Source organism: Burkholderia sp. IMCC1007 (assembly GCF_027257875.1).
GTDB lineage: Bacteria > Pseudomonadota > Gammaproteobacteria > Burkholderiales > Burkholderiaceae > Burkholderia.
Genome location: NZ_JAPVQY010000076.1, coordinates 1 through 17,684, shown reverse-complemented (window position 1 = coordinate 17,684; position 17,684 = coordinate 1). Strand labels below are relative to the sequence as shown.

Annotated in this window: 13 protein-coding genes, 1 pseudogene and 2 riboswitches; of the genes and pseudogenes, 4 read left to right on the top strand and 10 right to left on the bottom strand. The window is 69.7% G+C overall.

Going from position 1 to position 17,684, the window contains the following annotated elements; genetic code table 11:
• Positions 1–31: 31 nt before the first annotated feature.
• From O1Q03_RS36215 to O1Q03_RS36205, 3 genes are all read right to left on the bottom strand, one after another.
• Positions 32–1,198 carry an acyl-CoA dehydrogenase family protein gene (locus tag O1Q03_RS36215; RefSeq protein WP_269510150.1) on the bottom strand — a complete coding sequence of 389 codons (1,167 nt, stop codon included), beginning with the start codon at positions 1,196–1,198 and terminating at the stop codon, positions 32–34.
• A 142-nt stretch (positions 1,199–1,340) separates the two neighbouring features.
• Positions 1,341–2,642, bottom strand: a complete 1,302-nt coding sequence (locus O1Q03_RS36210) for a CitMHS family transporter (RefSeq protein WP_269510147.1) — start codon at positions 2,640–2,642, stop codon at positions 1,341–1,343.
• 110 nt (positions 2,643–2,752) lie between these two features.
• Positions 2,753–3,952 (bottom strand): CaiB/BaiF CoA transferase family protein, encoded by a 1,200-nt coding sequence (locus O1Q03_RS36205; RefSeq protein WP_269510144.1) that lies wholly within the window; start codon positions 3,950–3,952, stop codon positions 2,753–2,755.
• Between the two features lie 269 nt (positions 3,953–4,221).
• On the opposite strand from O1Q03_RS36205, the gene O1Q03_RS36200 reads away from it, so the two are divergent.
• Both O1Q03_RS36200 and O1Q03_RS36195 read left to right on the top strand, forming a co-directional pair.
• Entirely contained in the window at positions 4,222–4,464 is a 243-nt protein-coding gene (locus O1Q03_RS36200; protein ID WP_269510141.1) for a hypothetical protein, read from the top strand.
• Positions 4,465–4,658: 194 nt separating this feature from the next.
• Positions 4,659–5,087 carry an NUDIX hydrolase gene (locus O1Q03_RS36195; RefSeq protein WP_269510138.1) on the top strand — a complete coding sequence of 143 codons (429 nt, stop codon included), beginning with the start codon at positions 4,659–4,661 and terminating at the stop codon, positions 5,085–5,087.
• 23 nt (positions 5,088–5,110) lie between these two features.
• Here O1Q03_RS36195 and O1Q03_RS36190 read toward each other — a convergent pair.
• The 7 genes and pseudogenes from O1Q03_RS36190 to cobW all read right to left on the bottom strand — a co-directional run bounded on the left by O1Q03_RS36190 (position 5,111) and on the right by cobW (position 13,517).
• Positions 5,111–5,401, bottom strand: a pseudogene (locus O1Q03_RS36190) (low molecular weight protein tyrosine phosphatase family protein).
• A gap of 90 nt (positions 5,402–5,491) precedes the next feature.
• Complete coding sequence (locus O1Q03_RS36185; protein ID WP_269510135.1) at positions 5,492–6,064, bottom strand: DUF1993 domain-containing protein; 573 nt, start codon at positions 6,062–6,064, stop codon at positions 5,492–5,494.
• A 245-nt stretch (positions 6,065–6,309) separates the two neighbouring features.
• A complete protein-coding gene (locus O1Q03_RS36180; RefSeq protein WP_269510132.1) occupies positions 6,310–6,762 on the bottom strand; it encodes a YaiI/YqxD family protein in 453 nt (150 codons plus the stop codon).
• A gap of 67 nt (positions 6,763–6,829) precedes the next feature.
• Positions 6,830–7,444: a vWA domain-containing protein gene (locus O1Q03_RS36175; RefSeq protein ID WP_269510129.1), complete on the bottom strand. Its 615-nt coding sequence runs from the start codon at positions 7,442–7,444 to the stop codon at positions 6,830–6,832.
• A gap of 68 nt (positions 7,445–7,512) precedes the next feature.
• Entirely contained in the window at positions 7,513–8,598 is a 1,086-nt protein-coding gene (locus O1Q03_RS36170; protein ID WP_269510126.1) for an ATP-binding protein, read from the bottom strand.
• Positions 8,595–12,422, bottom strand: coding sequence for a cobaltochelatase subunit CobN (cobN, locus tag O1Q03_RS36165; RefSeq protein ID WP_269510122.1), 3,828 nt, complete (start codon positions 12,420–12,422; stop codon positions 8,595–8,597). The genes O1Q03_RS36170 and cobN overlap by 4 nt, the downstream gene beginning before the upstream one ends.
• 6 nt (positions 12,423–12,428) lie before the next feature.
• A complete protein-coding gene (cobW, locus tag O1Q03_RS36160) occupies positions 12,429–13,517 on the bottom strand; it encodes a cobalamin biosynthesis protein CobW (RefSeq protein ID WP_269510119.1) in 1,089 nt (362 codons plus the stop codon).
• 331 nt (positions 13,518–13,848) lie between these two features.
• Positions 13,849–14,111: riboswitch (cobalamin riboswitch) on the bottom strand.
• Between the two features lie 162 nt (positions 14,112–14,273).
• On the opposite strand from cobW, the gene O1Q03_RS36155 reads away from it, so the two are divergent.
• Together O1Q03_RS36155 and cobA are read left to right on the top strand one after the other, a co-directional pair.
• Complete coding sequence (locus O1Q03_RS36155; RefSeq protein ID WP_269510116.1) at positions 14,274–16,412, top strand: TonB-dependent receptor; 2,139 nt, start codon at positions 14,274–14,276, stop codon at positions 16,410–16,412.
• 67 nt (positions 16,413–16,479) lie between these two features.
• Positions 16,480–16,715: riboswitch (cobalamin riboswitch) on the top strand.
• Between the two features lie 170 nt (positions 16,716–16,885).
• Positions 16,886–17,635: a uroporphyrinogen-III C-methyltransferase gene (gene cobA, locus O1Q03_RS36150; protein WP_269510196.1), complete on the top strand. Its 750-nt coding sequence runs from the start codon at positions 16,886–16,888 to the stop codon at positions 17,633–17,635.
• The last annotated feature ends 49 nt before the right edge of the window (positions 17,636–17,684 follow it).

The following is a 17,684-nucleotide window of genomic DNA, read 5'->3' as shown; positions in this document are numbered from 1 at the left end:
GCGCGCCGGGCGAGCCGCCGGGTCGGTACGGTCAGTACGACTTCGGCAGCCCGAGCACCTTCTCCGCGATGTAGCACAGGATCAGCTGCGGACTTACGGGCGCGAGCCTCGGAATCATACACTCGCGCAGGTAGCGCTCGACATGGTATTCCTTCGCATAGCCCATCCCGCCGTGCGTCGCGATCGCGGTCTGGCACGCGTGGAACGCGGCTTCCGCGCCGAGGTATTTCGCGGCGTTCGCCTCCGCGCCGCACGATTGGCCCGCGTCGTAGCGCGTGGCGGCCTTCATTACCATCAGCCATGCAGCCTCGAGCTGCATCCACGCCTGCGCGAGCGGATGCTGGATCGACTGGTTCTGCCCGATCGGCCGGCCGAACACGACGCGCTCGCACGCATACTGCGTCGCGCGCCGCAGCGCGGCCTGACCGAGGCCGATCGCCTCGGCGGCGATCAGGATCCGCTCGGGATTCAGCCCGTGCAGCAGATAGCGGAAGCCGTCGCCCTCGTTGCCGATCAGGTCGTCGCGCGGCACGCGCAGGTTGTCGATGAACAGCATGTTCGAGTCGACGGCCTTGCGGCCCATTTTCTCGATCTCGCGCACCTCGACGCGCGAACGGTCGAGGTCGGTGTAGAACAGGCTCAGCCCGTCGGTCGGCTTCGCGACCTGATCGAGCGGCGTCGTGCGCGCGATGATCAGCATCTTGTTCGCGACCTGCGCGGTCGAGATCCAGATCTTGCGGCCACTCAGCACGTAGTGGTCGCCATCGCGGCGCGCTTGCGTGGTCAGGTGCGTCGTGTCGAGGCCCGCGTCGGGCTCGGTCACCGCGAAGCACGCCTTGTCGCGCCCGGCGATCAGCGGCGGCAGGAAGCGCGCCTTCTGCGCGTCGTTGCCGAACACCTGCACCGGGTTCAGCCCGAAGATGTTCATGTGCACCGCCGACGCGCCCGACAGCCCGGCGCCCGATGCGCTGATCGTGCGCATCATCAGCGCGGCCTCGGTCATCCCGAGCCCGGCGCCGCCGTGCGCCGGGTCCATCGCGATGCCGAGCCAGCCGGCCTCGGCCAGCGCCGCGTGAAAGTCGGACGGAAACCCGCCCGCGCGATCGCGCTCGAGCCAGTAATCGTCGCCGAAGCGTTCGCAGATTTTCTCGATCGCGCTTTCGATCGCGCGCTGGTCGTCGGTCAGGTCGAACTGCATGGATGGTCCTCCAGGAAAAGGTGAACGGCCGCGCCGTTCTCGAGACGACGCCGGGACGCGCCAAACCGTTCGCCGCGCCGCACGCTTCGTCGGCGGGCGTCCCGTTCGGGGCTCCGGCGCGACACGTCGGGGCCGGCGGCGCTCACAACGGAAACACGCCCGTCGCGACCGCGGCGAACACCATCAGCACGGTGGCGGCGAACAGGAACGGAATCGTGAATTTCTGGTGCTCGGCGAGTTCGACGCCGGTCAGACCGACGATCAGGAACGTCGCGGGCGTAAGCGGGCTGACCGGAAAACCGGTCGTCATCTGGCCGAGCAGCGCGGCCTGCGCCATCTGGATCGGCGGCACGCCGAGCAGCTTGCCGCTTTCCGCGAGCACCGGCAGCACGCCGAAGTAGAACGAATCGGGATCGAACAGCAGGCTGAGCGGCATCGACAGCAGACCGAGCACGAACGGCATGTGCCGCGCATGCTCGACGGGCACGTGTGCGACGACGACCTCCGCCATCGCCTTGAGCATCCCGGTGCCGGACATGATTCCGGTGAACGCGCCGGCCGCGAGCAGCACGCTCGCCATCATCAGCGCGGCCTTCGCATGCGCGTCGATCCGCTCGCGCTGCGCGTGCACGTCCGGATAGTTGATCACGAGCGCGGCCACCGTGCCGAGCATGAACATCACCATCGGATCGACGATGCCCGACACCAGCGTGCCGAGCACGACGAGCGTCAGTGCAAGGTTGATCCTGAAACGCCCGGGCCGGCGCAATGCGCGTTCGGCGTCGGTCAGCTCGCGCGGCGCAATCGCGAGCGACGCGGCGCCCGCGCGATCGAGCCCGAGCCGCTTCGCCTCGCGCACGCCGAGCACATACGCGGTGCCGAACACGAACGCGAGCCCGACGATCTGCACCGGAATCATCGGCATGAAGATCGCCGAGCCGGGAATGTGCAAGGCCGCCGACGCGCGCAGCATCGGCCCGACCCACGGCAGGAAATTGACGCCGGCCGCCATCGACGCGACGCACGCGAGGATGCGCCGGTCCATCCCGAGCCGCGTATAGAGCGGCATCATCGCGGGCAGCGTGACGAGAAACGTGACGGCGCCCGAGCCGTCCAGATGGATCAGCAGCGCGAGCAGTGCCGAGCCCATCACGATGCGCGGCGGATGGCAGCCGATCACGCGCAGCACGCCCGCGATGATCGGATCGAGCATCCCTGCGTCGGCGAGGATTCCGAAAAATAGAATCGCAAAAACGAACATCCCGGCGATCGGGCCGATGTTCTGCACGCCGTGCACGATGAACGTGCCGGTCTGAAGCCCGAAGCCGGCCGCAAGCGATGCGGCCACCGGCACGATGATCAGCGCGACGAGCGGCGCCAGCCGCTTCGTGATGATCAGGCCGAACAGCGCGACGATCGCGATCGCGCCGATCCATGCGAGCATGATGTGTCTCCTCTTGCGCCGGCGCGCGTGCTGCGCGGCGCGGCGGGTGTCCGAAGGGGCGCGCGCGGTGCGGCCGTGCGTCGTCGCGCGGCCGCCCGTCGCGATGCCGGTCAGCGCCGGCGGTCGTCGTTGCCGCTGTCGTTGCCGCTGTCGTTGTCGTTGCCGTCGCGGTGCTCGACGTCGGCGAAGACCTGCGCTGCATGTTCGTTCAGCGCGGGCGGCGGCCGCCGGTACGTGGCCGGCGTGCGGCCGAGCTTGATCGGCGACGCGATGCCGCGATGCCGGCCGAGTGCCACCTTCATCTGCCGATGCGCGACGTGCGGATGGTCGAGCGCCGCATCGAGCCCGAGCACCGGCGCGCACGGCACGCCGCGGCGCATCAGCTGGTCGGCGAGCGCGGCGCCGTCGTGTGCGGCCAGCACCGTTTCGAGCAACGCGCGCAACGCGGCGCGGTTCGCGCTGCGCGCGCGGTTGTCGGCGAAGCGCGGATCGTCGAGCCAGTCGCGCGTGCCGAGCACGTCGCAGAGTGCCGCGAATTGTCCGTTGTTGCCGACCGCGAGAAAGATGTCGACGCCCGCGGTCGGGAAGCTGTCGTACGGCGTGATGTTCGGATGCGCGTTGCCGGTGCGCACCGGCGCCTTCCCCGAATGGAAGAAGTTCGGCGTATGCGGATGCAAAATCGACAGCGCGCAGTCGAACAAGGTCGATTCGACGAACTGGCCGCGCCCGCTCGCATCGCGTTCGCGCAGCGCCATCAACACGCCCAGCGCCGCGTTCAGCCCGGTGACGAGATCGACGATCGGCACACCCACGCGCAGCGGCGCACCGCCCGCCTCGCCGTTCACGCTCATCAGCCCGGCCAGCGCCTGCACGGCCGCGTCGTAGCCGGGCAGCCCGCCGAGCGGGCCGTGGGCGCCGAAGCCCGACACGCGGCAGTAGACGAGGCGCGGAAAGCGCGCGTGCAGTGCGTCGAAACCGAGGCCCCAGCGCTCCATCGTGCCGATCTTGAAGTTCTCGACCAGCGCGTCGGCGTGCTCGAGCAGGCTCAGCAGCCGTTCGCGGTCTTCCGGCTGCGTCAGGTCGAGCGCGATGCCGAGCTTGTTCCGGTTCACGCCGAGGAAGTACGACGCGGTGTCGCCGTCGAACGGCGGCCCCCAGGTGCGCGTCTCGTCGCCCGACGGCGGCTCGACCTTGATCACTTCCGCGCCGTGGTCGGCGAGGATCTGCGTCGCGTACGGGCCGCCCAGCACCCGCGACAGATCGATGATGCGCAACCCCGCCAGCGCGCCCTGCTGCTCGTGTTCCGTCATGCGTCTCGCTCCTGCTTGCGGTTGATCGGACCGCCGGCTCCGCCGCGCCGGCACTGCGGCGCGGTTTCTCCGGCTGGAATAATAATTCTTGTGTGTGAATTTATATTCACACTCAGGAATTTTATTGTCAAGCTGGAAATGTCCCGTCCGACGGGCCTATCAAGCGGCCGCGCGCCGCAAAGCGACACCGAACGCAGGCCGGTTGCCGCGCGGGGCCGCCGTTCGCTAAGCTGGCGGGCATTGCTCAAACTAAAGAAAGGCGAAGATTCATGAAACGCATGCTGCTCGCGGCTCTCGTGCTGGCGTCGACGATGGGCGTCGCCCACGCGCAAACCCAGACATTCCATTTCGGGGAAGGACAGCTACAGCCTGGCGCTGCGTCGCCCACCGCACGGCCGGCGCCGCCGCGGCGGCATGTGGCACCGCCGTCACATCACCGGCGCGCCGTCCATGAGCGGCGCCATGTGCGGCCCGGCAAGTCCGTGCGCTCGGGGATCTACACGCACGCGTGACGCGGGAGCCGGTGCGCGGCACGGTGCACGGAACTGTCATGAACGCCCGGTAAGATCGGCGCGGCATGCTTGCCTGCATGCCGTCGCGCCCGAGCGTCGGGCTACGGGCTACGGGCTACGGGCTACGGGCTACGGGCCGGCCACGACCGGCCGGCGCGCATTTCCTCCACGATCCAGCACCTGTTTTGCCGAACATGCGTACCGGGCCCGATACCCTCGCCGTCATCAAGGAACGCGCCACGATCGTCTGCCGCCGGCGCAGCAGCGTGCTGCTGGTCGCCCGCAGCGCGGCGCGCTGGTCGCTGCCCGGCGGCACGATCAGGCGCGGCGAGACGCCGCTCGAGGCCGCGCAACGCGAACTGGCGGAAGAAACGCGGCTCGAGGGGCTCTCGCTCGACTATGCGGTGCAGTTCGGCGGCCTCACGAAGCTTCATCACGTATTCGTGGCCGATGTGCCCAGACACCTGACGCCGCGCGCCAGCAACGAGATCGCCCGCTGCAAGTGGTTCGACGTCGAACGGCTCGAGACGCTCCGCGCGAGCGTGCCGACCCGCACGATCATCGAGTTGCTGCACCTCGATCGTTATTCGACGCCCGCCGACGGGCCGCTGCGTTTGCGTTGAACGCGCCCGCGCCGGTTACCCGCTCACGCGCGCAGAAACGGGCCGGCCTTGCGTTCGAGCAGCGCGACCAGCTCGGGCTGCATGAACGCATAGCGGTCGGGAATGTCGAGGCAGACGATCTTCCGATGCTTCCGATGCGCACCGAATTGCACCGACAGTCGCGCCTGGTGCGCGCGCTCCATCACGAACACGATTTCGGCCCAGTCGAGCTGCTCGACGGACAGCCGCACGTCCGCGTCGGGCGCGAGGCCTGCGGAGTCAGTTTCGATGCCGGGCTACGCGGCGAACACCGCTTCGGCTGTCGGGCTGCGCAACCGGTTGCGGCTGCAGTTGGCGAGGTTTCTCGGAGCAACTAATGAACAGTGCCCGTGTCATGTCGCTTCGCGGCCACCCGGGAGGCCGGCTCAACCTTGCGGAATCGTGCCCGGCCGCACGTACGCGAGCATGTGCGGCACGTAATCGGCCTTGCCGAGATCGACGCCGTGATGGCGCAGGATCGCGTAGGCGGCGATCGTGTGGAAGTAGAACTGCGGCAGCGCCCAGTCGCGCACGTACTGCTCGCCCGTCATGTCGAACGCGATTCCGTTCGGCAGTTCGAGCGCGATCGGCAGCGCAGCGCCGCCGTCGAGCGCATCGGGCGCGAGCTCGCCCAGAAACGCGATCGTGCCCGCGACGATGCCTTGCGCGTCGTCCAGCGTGCCGGGCTGCGCATCGGCGTTCCAGCCGGCTTCCCGCAACGCCAGCAGCGCGGCCGGCAGCGGCTCGCCGCGCAGCCGGTACACGGGTTCCATCGCCTGGAAACACGAGAAGCGCACCTGCGCGGCGAGCGGATACATGTCGGGCGCGAGCTTCAGCGTCAGCAGCGCATCGGGCGCGTCGCCAGCGGCCTGCCGATGCGCGGCCGCCTTGTCGAGCCACGCGGATTGCGCGCGCAGCATCTGGGTCAATGTCGGAACGAGCAGTTGGGTCGGTGACATCCTTGCACTCCGTGTAGGCGTTCGCGTCACGATATCAGCGTCGGCGAAAATCCGCACCCTGCCGCCGTCGATGCGCCGGCGCGAAACCAGTGACGTATCGCGGCCCCGCAGCCGCGCAGGCCGTTGGTATGACGCATCGACGCGTAGTAGGGCGATGCGAGCCTGCCGACGCTCGACGCTGCGCGCGCATGTGTCGGGGGTCACGCCGACGCGTCGCATGCGGCGCGCGGCGTGCAACGCGTGCATCAAGGCTTGCCGTGGCGCGCGAGAAAGCGGTCGAGCTGCGACGCGAACGCCTTGCCGTCGCGTGCGCTGAACGGCGCCGGGCCGCCGGTATCGATTCCCGCGCTGCGCAGCTGGTCCATCATCGCGCGCGTCGACAGCCGTTCCTCGATGTTCTCGCGGCTGAACCAGTTGCCGCGCGGGTCGAGCGCGTGCGCGCCCTTGTCGAGGATGGCGGCGGCCAGCGGGATGTCGGCGGTGATCACGAGGTCGCCCGCTTCCACGAGTTCGACGATCCGCGCATCGGCCACGTCGAAACCGGCCGGCACCTGCAGCGCCTTGATGAACGGCGACGGCGGCGTGCGCAGAAACTGGTTCGCGACCAGCGTCACGCAGATCTCGGCACGACGCGCGGCGCGAAACAGCATGTCCTTGATGACGGCGGGACACGCGTCGGCATCGACGAGTACTTGCATGGCAGGCATTCCAGTGAGCAGAAACGCCGATCATAGCGCAGCGCCGACCATCGGCCGCTGCCGTCATTCAACCGGCCAGTCCGCGGCACAGCGATTCGGCCGTCACCCATTGCGCGTCCCATGCGTCGGCGAGCCGCTCGCCCTGCCCGACCCGCACGGCCGCAGCGTCGAAGTCGACGAACACGACGTGATCGGCGGCCGCCGGTTTCGGCGGCGTCTCGCGCGTGCGTCCGTCGGACAGCACCCACAGCCAGCGCTGCTTGTCCGGCGCCGGCGTGCGCCGCGCGTCGCGCGCGAGCAACTGCGCGGCGGCCGCGATGCCGTCCGAGAGCGGCGTGCCGCCGCCGCCGTCGACGGGTTCGAGCCAGCGCGCATTCCACCAGCGCGGCACGGCCGGGCCGAAGCGACGCGCGGCGCCGTTGCCGCCGAAGCAGATCAGCGCGGTTTCCATGCGCGCGCGCGCGGCCAGGTCGAAATACGCGACGATCAACCCTTTCGCGAGCGCGAGCCGTTCGTGCGACAGCATCGACGCCGAACAGTCGAGCACGAAGCAATGCAGCGCGCGCGGCGCGCCTGCCTGTTTGCGAAAGCGCAGATGCGTCGCCTGCAGCGGGCCGCCGCGCTTCGCGGCGAGCGTCGCGGGCCACGCGACGGCCATGCCTGCCCGTGCGGTGCCCGGCACGCGCGCGGTCGCGCCTGAGTGCCATCGAGGACCGCGAACGGCGTTCGCGGCGGCGTCGGCTCGATGGCTCAGCGTTTTTTTAGCGGCAGCGGCACGACGCTTTTCACGTCGCGCAGCCCGGCCGGCTCGGGCGGCAGGTAGCCCCAGTCGCCTCGCGATGCGGTGGCGTCGTGGTTCGCCGCGCCCGGCCGTTCGTCAGGCTGCCGGCGCGTGTCGGGCGGCGATCGATCGTCGTGATCGTTGCGCTCACCATTCGCCTGCGACGCGCCGGAAGATGGCGGCGCACCGGCATGGCGCCGGTGCCGCAGCACCGCGTCCGCCACGCGCTCCACATGCGACACCGTCACCGCATCGGCCTGCTCGAGCGCGGCGAGGGCCCGTGCGGCGCGCAGCATCACGAGGTCGGCGCGCAGCCCGTCGACGGCCGCATCGATGCACAGCGCACTGACGCGCGCATGTACCGCATCGCCGAAATCCAGCGTGGCCAGCCGTGCCCGCGCCGCGCGAATCCCATCGGCGAGTGCGTGCTGCGCAGTCGCATGACGTGCACGGAACGCGTCGGCGTCGAGATCGAACGCGAGCCGCGCCTTCACGATCCGTTCCCGCTGCGCGGCATCGAAGCAGTTCTCGAGCTCGACCATCAGCCCGAAGCGGTCGAGCAGTTGCGGGCGCAGCTCGCCTTCCTCGGGATTCATCGTGCCGACCAGCACGAAGCGTGCATCGTGCGCATGCGACACGCCATCGCGTTCGACCACGTTCACGCCGCTCGCCGCGACGTCGAGCAGCGTATCGACGAGCCCGTCGGCGAGCAGGTTCACCTCGTCGACATACAGCACGCCGCGATGCGCGCGGGCAAGCAGCCCGGGCCGGAAGCGCACGCCGTGTTCGGCGAGCGCGTGCGCGAGATCGAGCGTGCCCGTCACCTGCTCGTCGCTCGCCGACAGCGGCAGCGTGACGAATTCGCCTTCAGGCAGCAATTCGGCGAGCGCGCGTGCGGCGGTCGATTTCGCGGTGCCGCGGGGCCCGCTGACGAGCACGCCGCCAAGCGACGGGTCGATCGCCGCGAGCAGCAGCGCCTGCTGCAGCGGCTCTTGCGCGACCAGCGCCGCGAACGGGAACACCGCGCGGGCGCGATGCGTCGTCGGATCGGTCATCGCCGTCCTCCTTCCTGGTGTTGTTCGCTCGCGAGCCAGACCGCTTCGATCCGCTCGCGATAGTCGCCCGGCTGCTGCCACAGCCCGCGCTGCATCGCTTCGACGAAGCGTTCGCAGATGCCGTGCAGCGCGTTCGGGTTGTGCCGTTCGAGGAACGCACGGGTGGCGTCGTCGAACAGGTACGCGTCGGCGACGAGCGCGTACTGGTGATCCGACAGCACGCGCGCGGTCGCGTCATAGCCGTACAGATAGTCGACGGTCGCGGCCATTTCGGCCGCGCCCTTGTAGCCGTGACGCTTCACGCCGTCCAGCCATTTCGGGTTGACGACGCGCGAGCGGATCACGCGCGCGATTTCCTCGCGCAGCGTGCGCATCTTCGGCGCGACGGGGTTCGCATGGTCGCCGTGATAGATGCTCGGCTGCTGGCCGGACAGGTGCCGCACCGCCGCCGTCATTCCGCCCTGGAACTGGTAGTAGTCGTTCGAATCGAGGATGTCGTGCTCGCGGCTGTCCTGGTTCTGCACGACGACGTCGATCGTCGCGAGCCGCTCGCCGAACACCTCGGGCGCCGCATCACCCGCGCTGTTCTGCGCGTACGCGTGGCCGCCCCACTGCCGGTACGCGTCGGCGAGATCGGCGTCGGTCTGCCAGCGGCGCTGGTCGATCAGATCCTGCAGGCCCGCGCCGTAGCTGCCCGGCCGCGCGCCGAACACGCGCCAGCCGGCGCGGCGCCGCGCTTCGTCGGGCGCCACGCCCTGCGCGATCCACTTGTCGCGTTCGCGCTCGATGCGCGCGCGGATGGGGTTCAGTGCCTCGGGCTCGTCGAGCGCGGCAACCGCCTGCACGGCCGCGTCGAACAGATGCATCAGGTTCGGGAACGCATCGCGGAAGAAGCCCGACACGCGCAGCGTCACGTCGATGCGCGGCCGGTCGAAGATCTCGATCGGCAGGATCTCGAAGTCGGTCACGCGATGGCTGCCGTGCGCCCACTTCGGCCGCACGCCGATCAGCGCGAACGCCTGCGCAATGTCGTCGCCGCCGGTGCGCATCGTCGCGGTGCCCCACACCGACAGCCCGATCGCGCGCGGATAGTCGCCGTGATCCTGCAGATGGCGCTCGATCAGCTGCTGCGCGGATTTCAATCCGAGCGACCACGCGGCCTGCGTCGGCACCGCGCGCGTGTCGACCGAATAGAAGTTGCGGCCCGTGGGCAGCACGTCGGGGCGCCCGCGCGACGGCGAACCGCTCGGCCCCGGCGGCACGAAGCGGCCGTCGAGCCCGCGCAGCAGCTGGCGCATTTCCTCGCCGCCGCAGGCATCGAGCGCGGGAATCAGCGTCGAGCGCACGCGTTCGATCACCGCGAGCGTGTGCGGCCATTCGCCGGGCGGTGCCGTGTCGATGCCGGAAGCGCCGGCATGACCGCCGTCGTCGCAAGCGCTCGAGCACAGCCCGTCGAGCCACCGTTGCGCGAGCCATTCGAGCCGCTCGCGCGTATCGCCCGCATGGCGCCACGGCGACGCATCGAGCGCCTGCAGCACGGCCGGCCGCGGCCCGCTCCACGGTGCGGCCCAGTCGGCCGCGAGCGGATCGAACGCGTCGCCGAGCGCGAGATCGCGCGCGAGTGCGCCGATCAGCCCGGCCCGTTCGCGCTTGCCGTCGCCGACCGGAAAGCGCGCGAGCGCGAGCAGCGTGTCGCGCCGCTGACGATCGACAGGCGACGCGCCGAACACGTGCAGCCCGTCGCGAATCTGCGCTTCCTTCAGTTCGCACAGCCACGCATCGACGCGCGTGAGCAGCGCGTCCTCGTCGCCGGTGTCGCGCGGCGGCGATACGCTCAGCTCGTCGTGCAGCCGATGCTCGGCGATCGTCGCGAGGATCGTCTTGCGCAGCAGCTTCGCGCGCCGCGCGTCGACCATCAACGCTTCGTAGTACTCGTCGACCTGCCGCTCGAGATCCTGCAGCGGACCGTAGTTTTCCGCGCGCGTGAGCGGCGGCATCAGGTGATCGACGATCACGGCCTGCGCGCGGCGCTTCGCCTGGCTGCCCTCGCCCGGATCGTTGACGATGAACGGATACAGGTGCGGCAGCGGCCCGAGCGTCAGGTCGGGCCAGCACGCGTCGGACAGCGCGACGCTCTTGCCCGGCAGCCATTCGAGGTTGCCGTGCTTGCCGAGGTGGATGACCGCGTCGACGCCGAATGCATCGCGCAGCCAGAAATAGAACGCGAGATACGCGTGCGGCGGCACGAGGTCCGCGTCGTGGTAACTCGCGTAGTCGTTCTCGTCGCGCGAGCGCGACGGCTGGATCCCGACGAACACGTTGCCCGCGCGCCAGCCCGCGATCGTGAAGCGCCGCTGCCGCAGCGTCGGATCCGCTTCGGGCGGCCCCCAGCGTTCGTTCAGCGCGTCGCGCACGGTGGCCGGCAACTGCGCGAAACGCGCGACGTAGTCGGCCAGCGCGTAACTCTGGAACGCCGGGCGCCGTGCGTGCACGGCCGGATCGTTGGTCACGCCTTCGGTGAGTTGCGCGATCAGCGCGTCGCCGTCGGGTGGCAGGTCGGCCACCGTGTAGCCCGCGTCGCGCAGCGCGGCAAGCACGCGCAGTGCGGATGCCGGCGTATCGAGCCCGACACCGTTGCCGATCCGCCCTTCGCTTTGCGGATAGTTCGCGAGAATCAGCGCGATGCGTTTGTCGGCATTGTCGAGCGTGCGCAGCCGGCACCAGCCGCGCGCGAGCGCCGCGACGAACGCGATGCGTTCGGCATCCGGCTGATAGCGGACGACGTCGACTTCGGTGTGCGGGCAACGATACGCGAGCCCCTTGAAGCTCACCGCGCGCGTGACGATGCGCCCGTCGACTTCGGGCAGCGCGATGTGCATCGCGATATCGCGTGCATGCAGCCCCTGGTTGTCCGCCACCCACGCGTCGCGATTGCCGCCGGACAGGATCACCTGCAGCACCGGCGCGTCGCCGGCCAGCACGTCGGGCTCGGGGCTGTCGATCGCGCCGGCCGCGAACGCGGTGGTGTTCAGCACGAGCGCGACGCCGTGCGTGTCGCAGAGCTGCGTGATGACTTCACGGCTCACCGCGTCCTTCAGCGACGTGACCGCGATCGGCAGCGGATTGAGCCCTTCGCGCACGAGCGCGTCGGCGAGCGCATCGAACACGGCCGTGTTCGCGGCCTGCCAGTGCGCGCGATAGAACAGGATCGCGACGACCGGCGCGCCCGGCGTCCAGCGCGGCCGCCAGTCGTCGACGCTCGCGCGGTCGCGCGCCGGGTGATACAGCGCCGCGGCCGGCAGCGGCCGCGGCGGCTCGGGTTCGTCGCCGAAACCGAGCGTATGGAATGCAATGCTGCGCAGCAGCGCGGCGGCGTTGTGCAGTCCGCCTTCGCGCAGGTAGCGCCACCACAGCCGGCACAGCGCGGGCGCGACCGTGCTCTTCGCGACGAGGTTCGGGTCTTCCTGCAGGTCGCCCGAGAACATCGCGAGCCATTGCCGTTGCTTCGACGCGAGCGACACGGCCTGCTCGATCCCGTACGGCCAGTACGCTTCGCCGCCGAGATGATCGATCACGACCGTCTTCGCGTGGCGCAGCACGTCGTCGACATAGAAGTCGACCGAGGCCGGCTGCCGCAGGAACGTGACGTTCGCGAGCCGTACGCTCGGAAAACCCGCCGGCATCGTCGGCACGACGCTCGCGAGCAGCGACAGCGTCGTGTCGGCCGAGCTCAGGATCACGATGTCGGCCGGCTGCTGGTCGATCCGGACGACGCCCTGCGTATCGTCGACGAAGCCGCCCGGCGTGGTGCGCAGCAAATGCATCGTGCGTTACGCCTGTTGCGTCTGGGCCGCGCACGCGGCGTCGAACGCGCGTTGCAGCGCGGCTGCGTCGAGCTCCTCGCCGATCAGCACGAAGCGGCTCGCGCGCGTTTCGCCGTCCTGCCAGCGGCGGTCGAAATAGCTGTCGAAGCGGCGGCCGACGCCCTGGATCACGAGCCGCATCGGCGCATCGGGCAGCGCCGCGAAGCCTTTCGCGCGATAGATCGTGTGCGTCTCGACCACGCGCTGCAGCGCGGCGATCGTCGCTTCGCGCGAACCCGCGTCGCCCGACACGACGACCGAATCGAAATCGTCGTGATGGTGGTCGTGATCGCCGTCGTCGGCCGAGCCGTGATGGTCGTGACGCAGATGGATCGTTTCCTCCGACGCCGATTCGAGCCCGAGCAGCATCGCGAGATCGAGCTCGCCGCGCGTCGCGCGCACGATCTTCACCTGCGGCGGGATTTCTTCGCGGATCGCGGCTTCGACTTCGGCGAACTGCGCATCGCCGACGAGGTCGGCCTTGTTCACGATCACGAGATCGGCCGACGACAACTGATCGGCGAACAGTTCGTGCAGCGGCGATTCGTGGTCGAGGTTCGGATCGGCGCGCCGCTGCGCGTCGACGGCCTGCGGGTTTTCCGCGAACTGGCCGCTCGCGGCGGCCGGCCCGTCGACGACGGTCACGACCGCGTCGACCGTGAAGCTGTTGCGGATCGTCGGCCAGTTGAACGCCTGCACGAGCGGCTTCGGCAGCGCGAGGCCCGACGTTTCGATCAGTACGTGGTCGATATCCGCGCGGCGCTCGACGAGCGCTTCCATCACCGGATAGAACTCTTCCTGCACGGTGCAGCACAGGCAGCCGTTCGCGAGTTCGTACAGCTGGCCCGACGCTTCGCCCTGTGCGCCGTTGGCATCGTCGCAGCCGATGCCGCAGCCCTTCAGGATTTCGCCGTCGATGCCGAGTTCGCCGAATTCGTTGACGATCACCGCGATGCGGCGGCCTTCGGCGTGCTGCAGGATATGGCGCATCAGCGTGGTCTTGCCGCTGCCGAGAAAGCCCGTGACGATCGTGACGGGCAGCTTGCGTAGGGTCATGGTAGGTCCTGTGGCGGAAATGGAATCAGGCCGGGATCGTCGCGTCGAATGCGGCGCGGCATGTCATCTGGCGGATCGCGGGGAGGTCACGGCGCAGTCCGGACGGACGGCCGCTGAACGGACGGAACGACGAATCGGACATGACGCTTCCTTGCAAACGGTCGACATGGTGGATGCCAACACGGCCGTCGCCGGCCCTGCCCGCGCCGCCTGCCGTTCGTCGCGCCGGCCCGGGCGCGCACGCGCGGCGGGCAAATCGGCGGAGAAAGCGGGAAACCATCGGGCGTCGGGCGTGCTGCGGCCGTGGACGATGCGCCGCCTCCCCGCGGCGCTGAACCCCAACGTTTCGGCCGGTATCCGGGCTGGCGAACACGCCGCTTCGCCTTCCCGGATGCGCGGCATCCAGTGGCGGTCGTCCGCATGCGGCAGGCATGCGGCGAAGCGGCGCTGCATCGCGCTGCGCGCGACGCGTTCGCTTACCGTTGCGGGGGCAGCACAGGTTGGCTCGACTGCGGTGCAGTCGCGCGCCCTGTTTCCCGTTTAACTGCGTGCGCCGGAGCGGCGCGCGCGAGCACCAAAACGCGTGCGAGTGTAGGCGGCGGGGCGGGGAGCGTCAAGGCGAGCATCAAGGCGAACAACGCGCAGCGAATGCGAATGATTGTCGTTTTCAACTGATCGAGATAAACTTCACCCGACAACAACGAAACTACCACGCAACGGCAATGTGAGGCAATCACTCAGTCATCCTTAGATTCCATGTCGAAACGACAGATATCCGGGAGGCGCTTTCCTGCGCTGGCCCTGTCGCTGTGCTCGATCGCCGGCGTTGCGTCCGTCCCTGCCCCGGCGGCCGAGTTCGACGACGAACTGCCCGCGGTCGACGTGCGCAGCCGCCGTCATCCGAACGATCCGCGCGCCGAAAGCGTGAGCACGGCAACCCGCACCGCGAGCGATCCGCGCGACGTACCGCAAACGATCGACAGCGTCGCGGTCGAGGAAACGCTGTCCTATGGCGGCCGCACGCTGGCCGACGCGCTGGCCGGCGTGCCGGGTGTGTCCAATACGTCGGACACGCGCTTCGATTCGTTCCGTATCCGCGGCTTTTCCGCCGCGGGCGACCTGCTGCTCGACGGTATGCGCGACGACGCGCAATACGTGCGCAGTCTCGGCAACATCGAGCGCGTCGAAGTACTGAAGGGGCCGGCGGCGGCGCTGTACGGGCGCGGCAGCGGCGGCGGCGTCATCAACCGGATCACCAAGCAGCCGTTGCCGGAGAACTTCGGACATCTGTCGGCAGCGACCGGCAGTTATGGACGGCTCGGCGCGTCGGTCGATCTGAACCGGAGGCTGTCGAGCGCATGGAGCGTGCGGCTCAATGCCGGACGCGAACACGCGGGCAGCTTCCGCGACCACGTCGACGGCACGCGCCAGTACGTCGCGCCGTCGATCAAATGGCGGGACGCGCGGCGCAGCTGGCTGCTGCAGTTCGAATACGACGCGTACCGACGCGTGCCCGATCGCGGCATGCCGGCGCCGGTCGCCGCGGTCGACGCGGCAGGCAAGCCGGTCGCGTTCTCGCTGCCGTCCGCGCCGCGCGCGACCTTCTTCGGCGCGGCCGGCCGCGACACCATCCGCGACGAAAACATGAACTGGCGATCGGTCTTCACGCATGCGTTCGATGGCGGTTGGGAACTGCGTCATACGCTGGGTGTGCTGGACTTGCGCAGCACCTTCGACAATACCTACGTCACGCAAAGCTACATCACGAAGCCGCGCGACTACCGGCGCGTGCAACGGGCGCGCTACCTGCAGGACATGACGCATCTGAACGTGCAGACCGGCGTCGAACTGGGCGGCAAGGTCGCGACCGGGCCCGGCGTGCATCATCTGCTGTTCGGCGTCGAATACGGCTGGCAGAAACGCAGCCCGACGCTCTGGCAGGACGACGCGGCGCCGGTCCCGATTACCGGACCGGATCGTCTCGCACTGGCCGGCTCGGCGCCGCGCCCGTATGCGATGAACCGCCACCGCGTCAGCGACTATGCGATCTTCGCGCAGGATCGCATCGACCTCGGGCGAGCGTGGAAGCTGCTCGGCGGCCTGCGCGGCGAACGTTTCGACGTCGATTCGACCAACGTGCTGAACGATCTGCGTTCGCGGCGCACGACGACGGCATGGAGCCCGCGGCTCGGCATCGTGTGGTCGCCCGTCGGCGCGCACAGCGTGTATGCGTCGTACAGCAAGAACTTCTCGCCCGTCGGCGGCGACCTGATCGGCATCACGCCCGACGCGCGCGGCAACGCCAACGATCTCGGCCCGCAATACAGCCGCCAGTACGAGATCGGCGTGAAAAGCGACTGGCGCGACGGCGCGCTGAGCACGACGCTCGCGCTGTTTCAGCTCGATCTGTACAACCGCCGCGTCGCCGATCCGGTTCGGCCGGGGTTTTTCGACCTCACCGGCCTCGAGCGCAATCGCGGCCTGGAACTGGGCGTCGCCGGCCGGCTGACGGGCGACTGGTTCGTCCGCGGCGGCATCGGCTGGCAACACGCGCGGGTGGTCGACGCTGAGCCGAAGTACGCGGGCAAGCGTTCGGCGGGCGTGTCCGGGGCGAACGGCAGCCTGTTCGTCAGCCATGCGCCGCTGCGCGGATTTTTCGCCGAACTCGGGCTCGTGTACGAAGGCGCGCGTTACGCGGATCGCGACAACCTGCTCGAACTGCCCGCCTACGTCCGCTGGGACGCCAAGGCCGGATATCGCACGCGCGACTTCGAGGTGACGCTGGCGGCCGTCAACCTGACCGATCGCGACTACTACGCGAATGCGACGGGCCTCGCGCAGATCATGCCCGGTTCACCACGCACGTTCACGCTGACGGCGGCGTACAAGTTCTGACCTCGGGACAGCGCCGACGCCCCGCGCAGCCGGTCCGCCGGGCGGCTTGCGCGTTGCGCGCCTGTGCTATCGTATGCGCCGCGTTCGGTGCTCGCATGCGCATTCCGCGCTTGCAGTTAAACGGGAAACAGGAGGCGGACATCCGCCCGGCCTGTGCTGTCCCCGCAACGGTACGCCGCCCGCGCGACGCGGTTCCCCCGCCCGCGCGCAGGCCGCCCGCGATGCCACTGCCCTTCAGCGGGCGGGAAGGCTGCGGCCTGGCAAGCGGCCAGCCCGGATACCGGCCGACGCAAGGGGTGAGCCCGACGCTCGCCGAACGCCCGATCCGCGGGGGACGGATGGGGTGCGCATTCCGCCCGCGCTCGCGCGGGCTTCGCTCGATCGATCATGTCTTGCCTGTCCGTCGGCCGCCGATGTGCCGCCCGCTTTTCCCTTTCCACTGTTTCGACACGGTGCGCGCCGTGCCGCCCGCGATGAGCCGCGCGTGGCTCGTCGGCGCCGGCCCCGGCGACGCCGATCTGCTGACGCTGAAGGCCGTACGCGCGATCGGCGCGGCCGACGTGCTGCTCGTCGACGATCTCGTGAATCCCGACGTGCTGCGCCACGCGCGTGCCGATGCGCGCATCGAGCATGTCGGCAAGCGTGGTGGCCATGCGTCGACGCCGCAGGACGCGATCGTCGCCGCGATGCTCGCGCACCTGCGCGCGGGCCGCAGCGTCGCGCGGCTCAAGGGCGGCGATCCGTTCGTGTTCGGCCGCGGCGGCGAGGAATTGCTGGCGCTCGGCGCGGCCGGTTTCCCGGTCGAAGTCGTCAACGGCATCACGGCCGGCATCGCCGCGCCGGCCGCGCTCGGCATTCCGGTCACGCATCGCGGCGACGCGCAGGGCGTGATCTTCGTCACGGGCCACGGCGCGGGCACCGACGAGCCCGACTGGCGCGCGCTGGCCGCCACGCGGATGACGATCGTGATCTACATGGGCATACGCCGGCTCGACGCGATCGCGGCCGCGCTGCGCGACGGCGGGCTGGCCGGCGACACGCCGTGCGCGGCGATCGAGAATGCGACGCGCGACGGGCAGCGGCACGTGCTCGCGACGCTCGATACGGTGGTCGAACGCGTCGCTGCGACCGGCATCGGTTCGCCGGCGATCGTCGTGATCGGCCGCGTCGCGGCGCTCGCCGGCGACCCGGCCGTGCGCGCCGCGCTCGGCGGCGGCGCCTGATGCGCGTCGCGCTCGGCGTCGGTTTCCGCGCGGGCGTGACGGCCGTGCA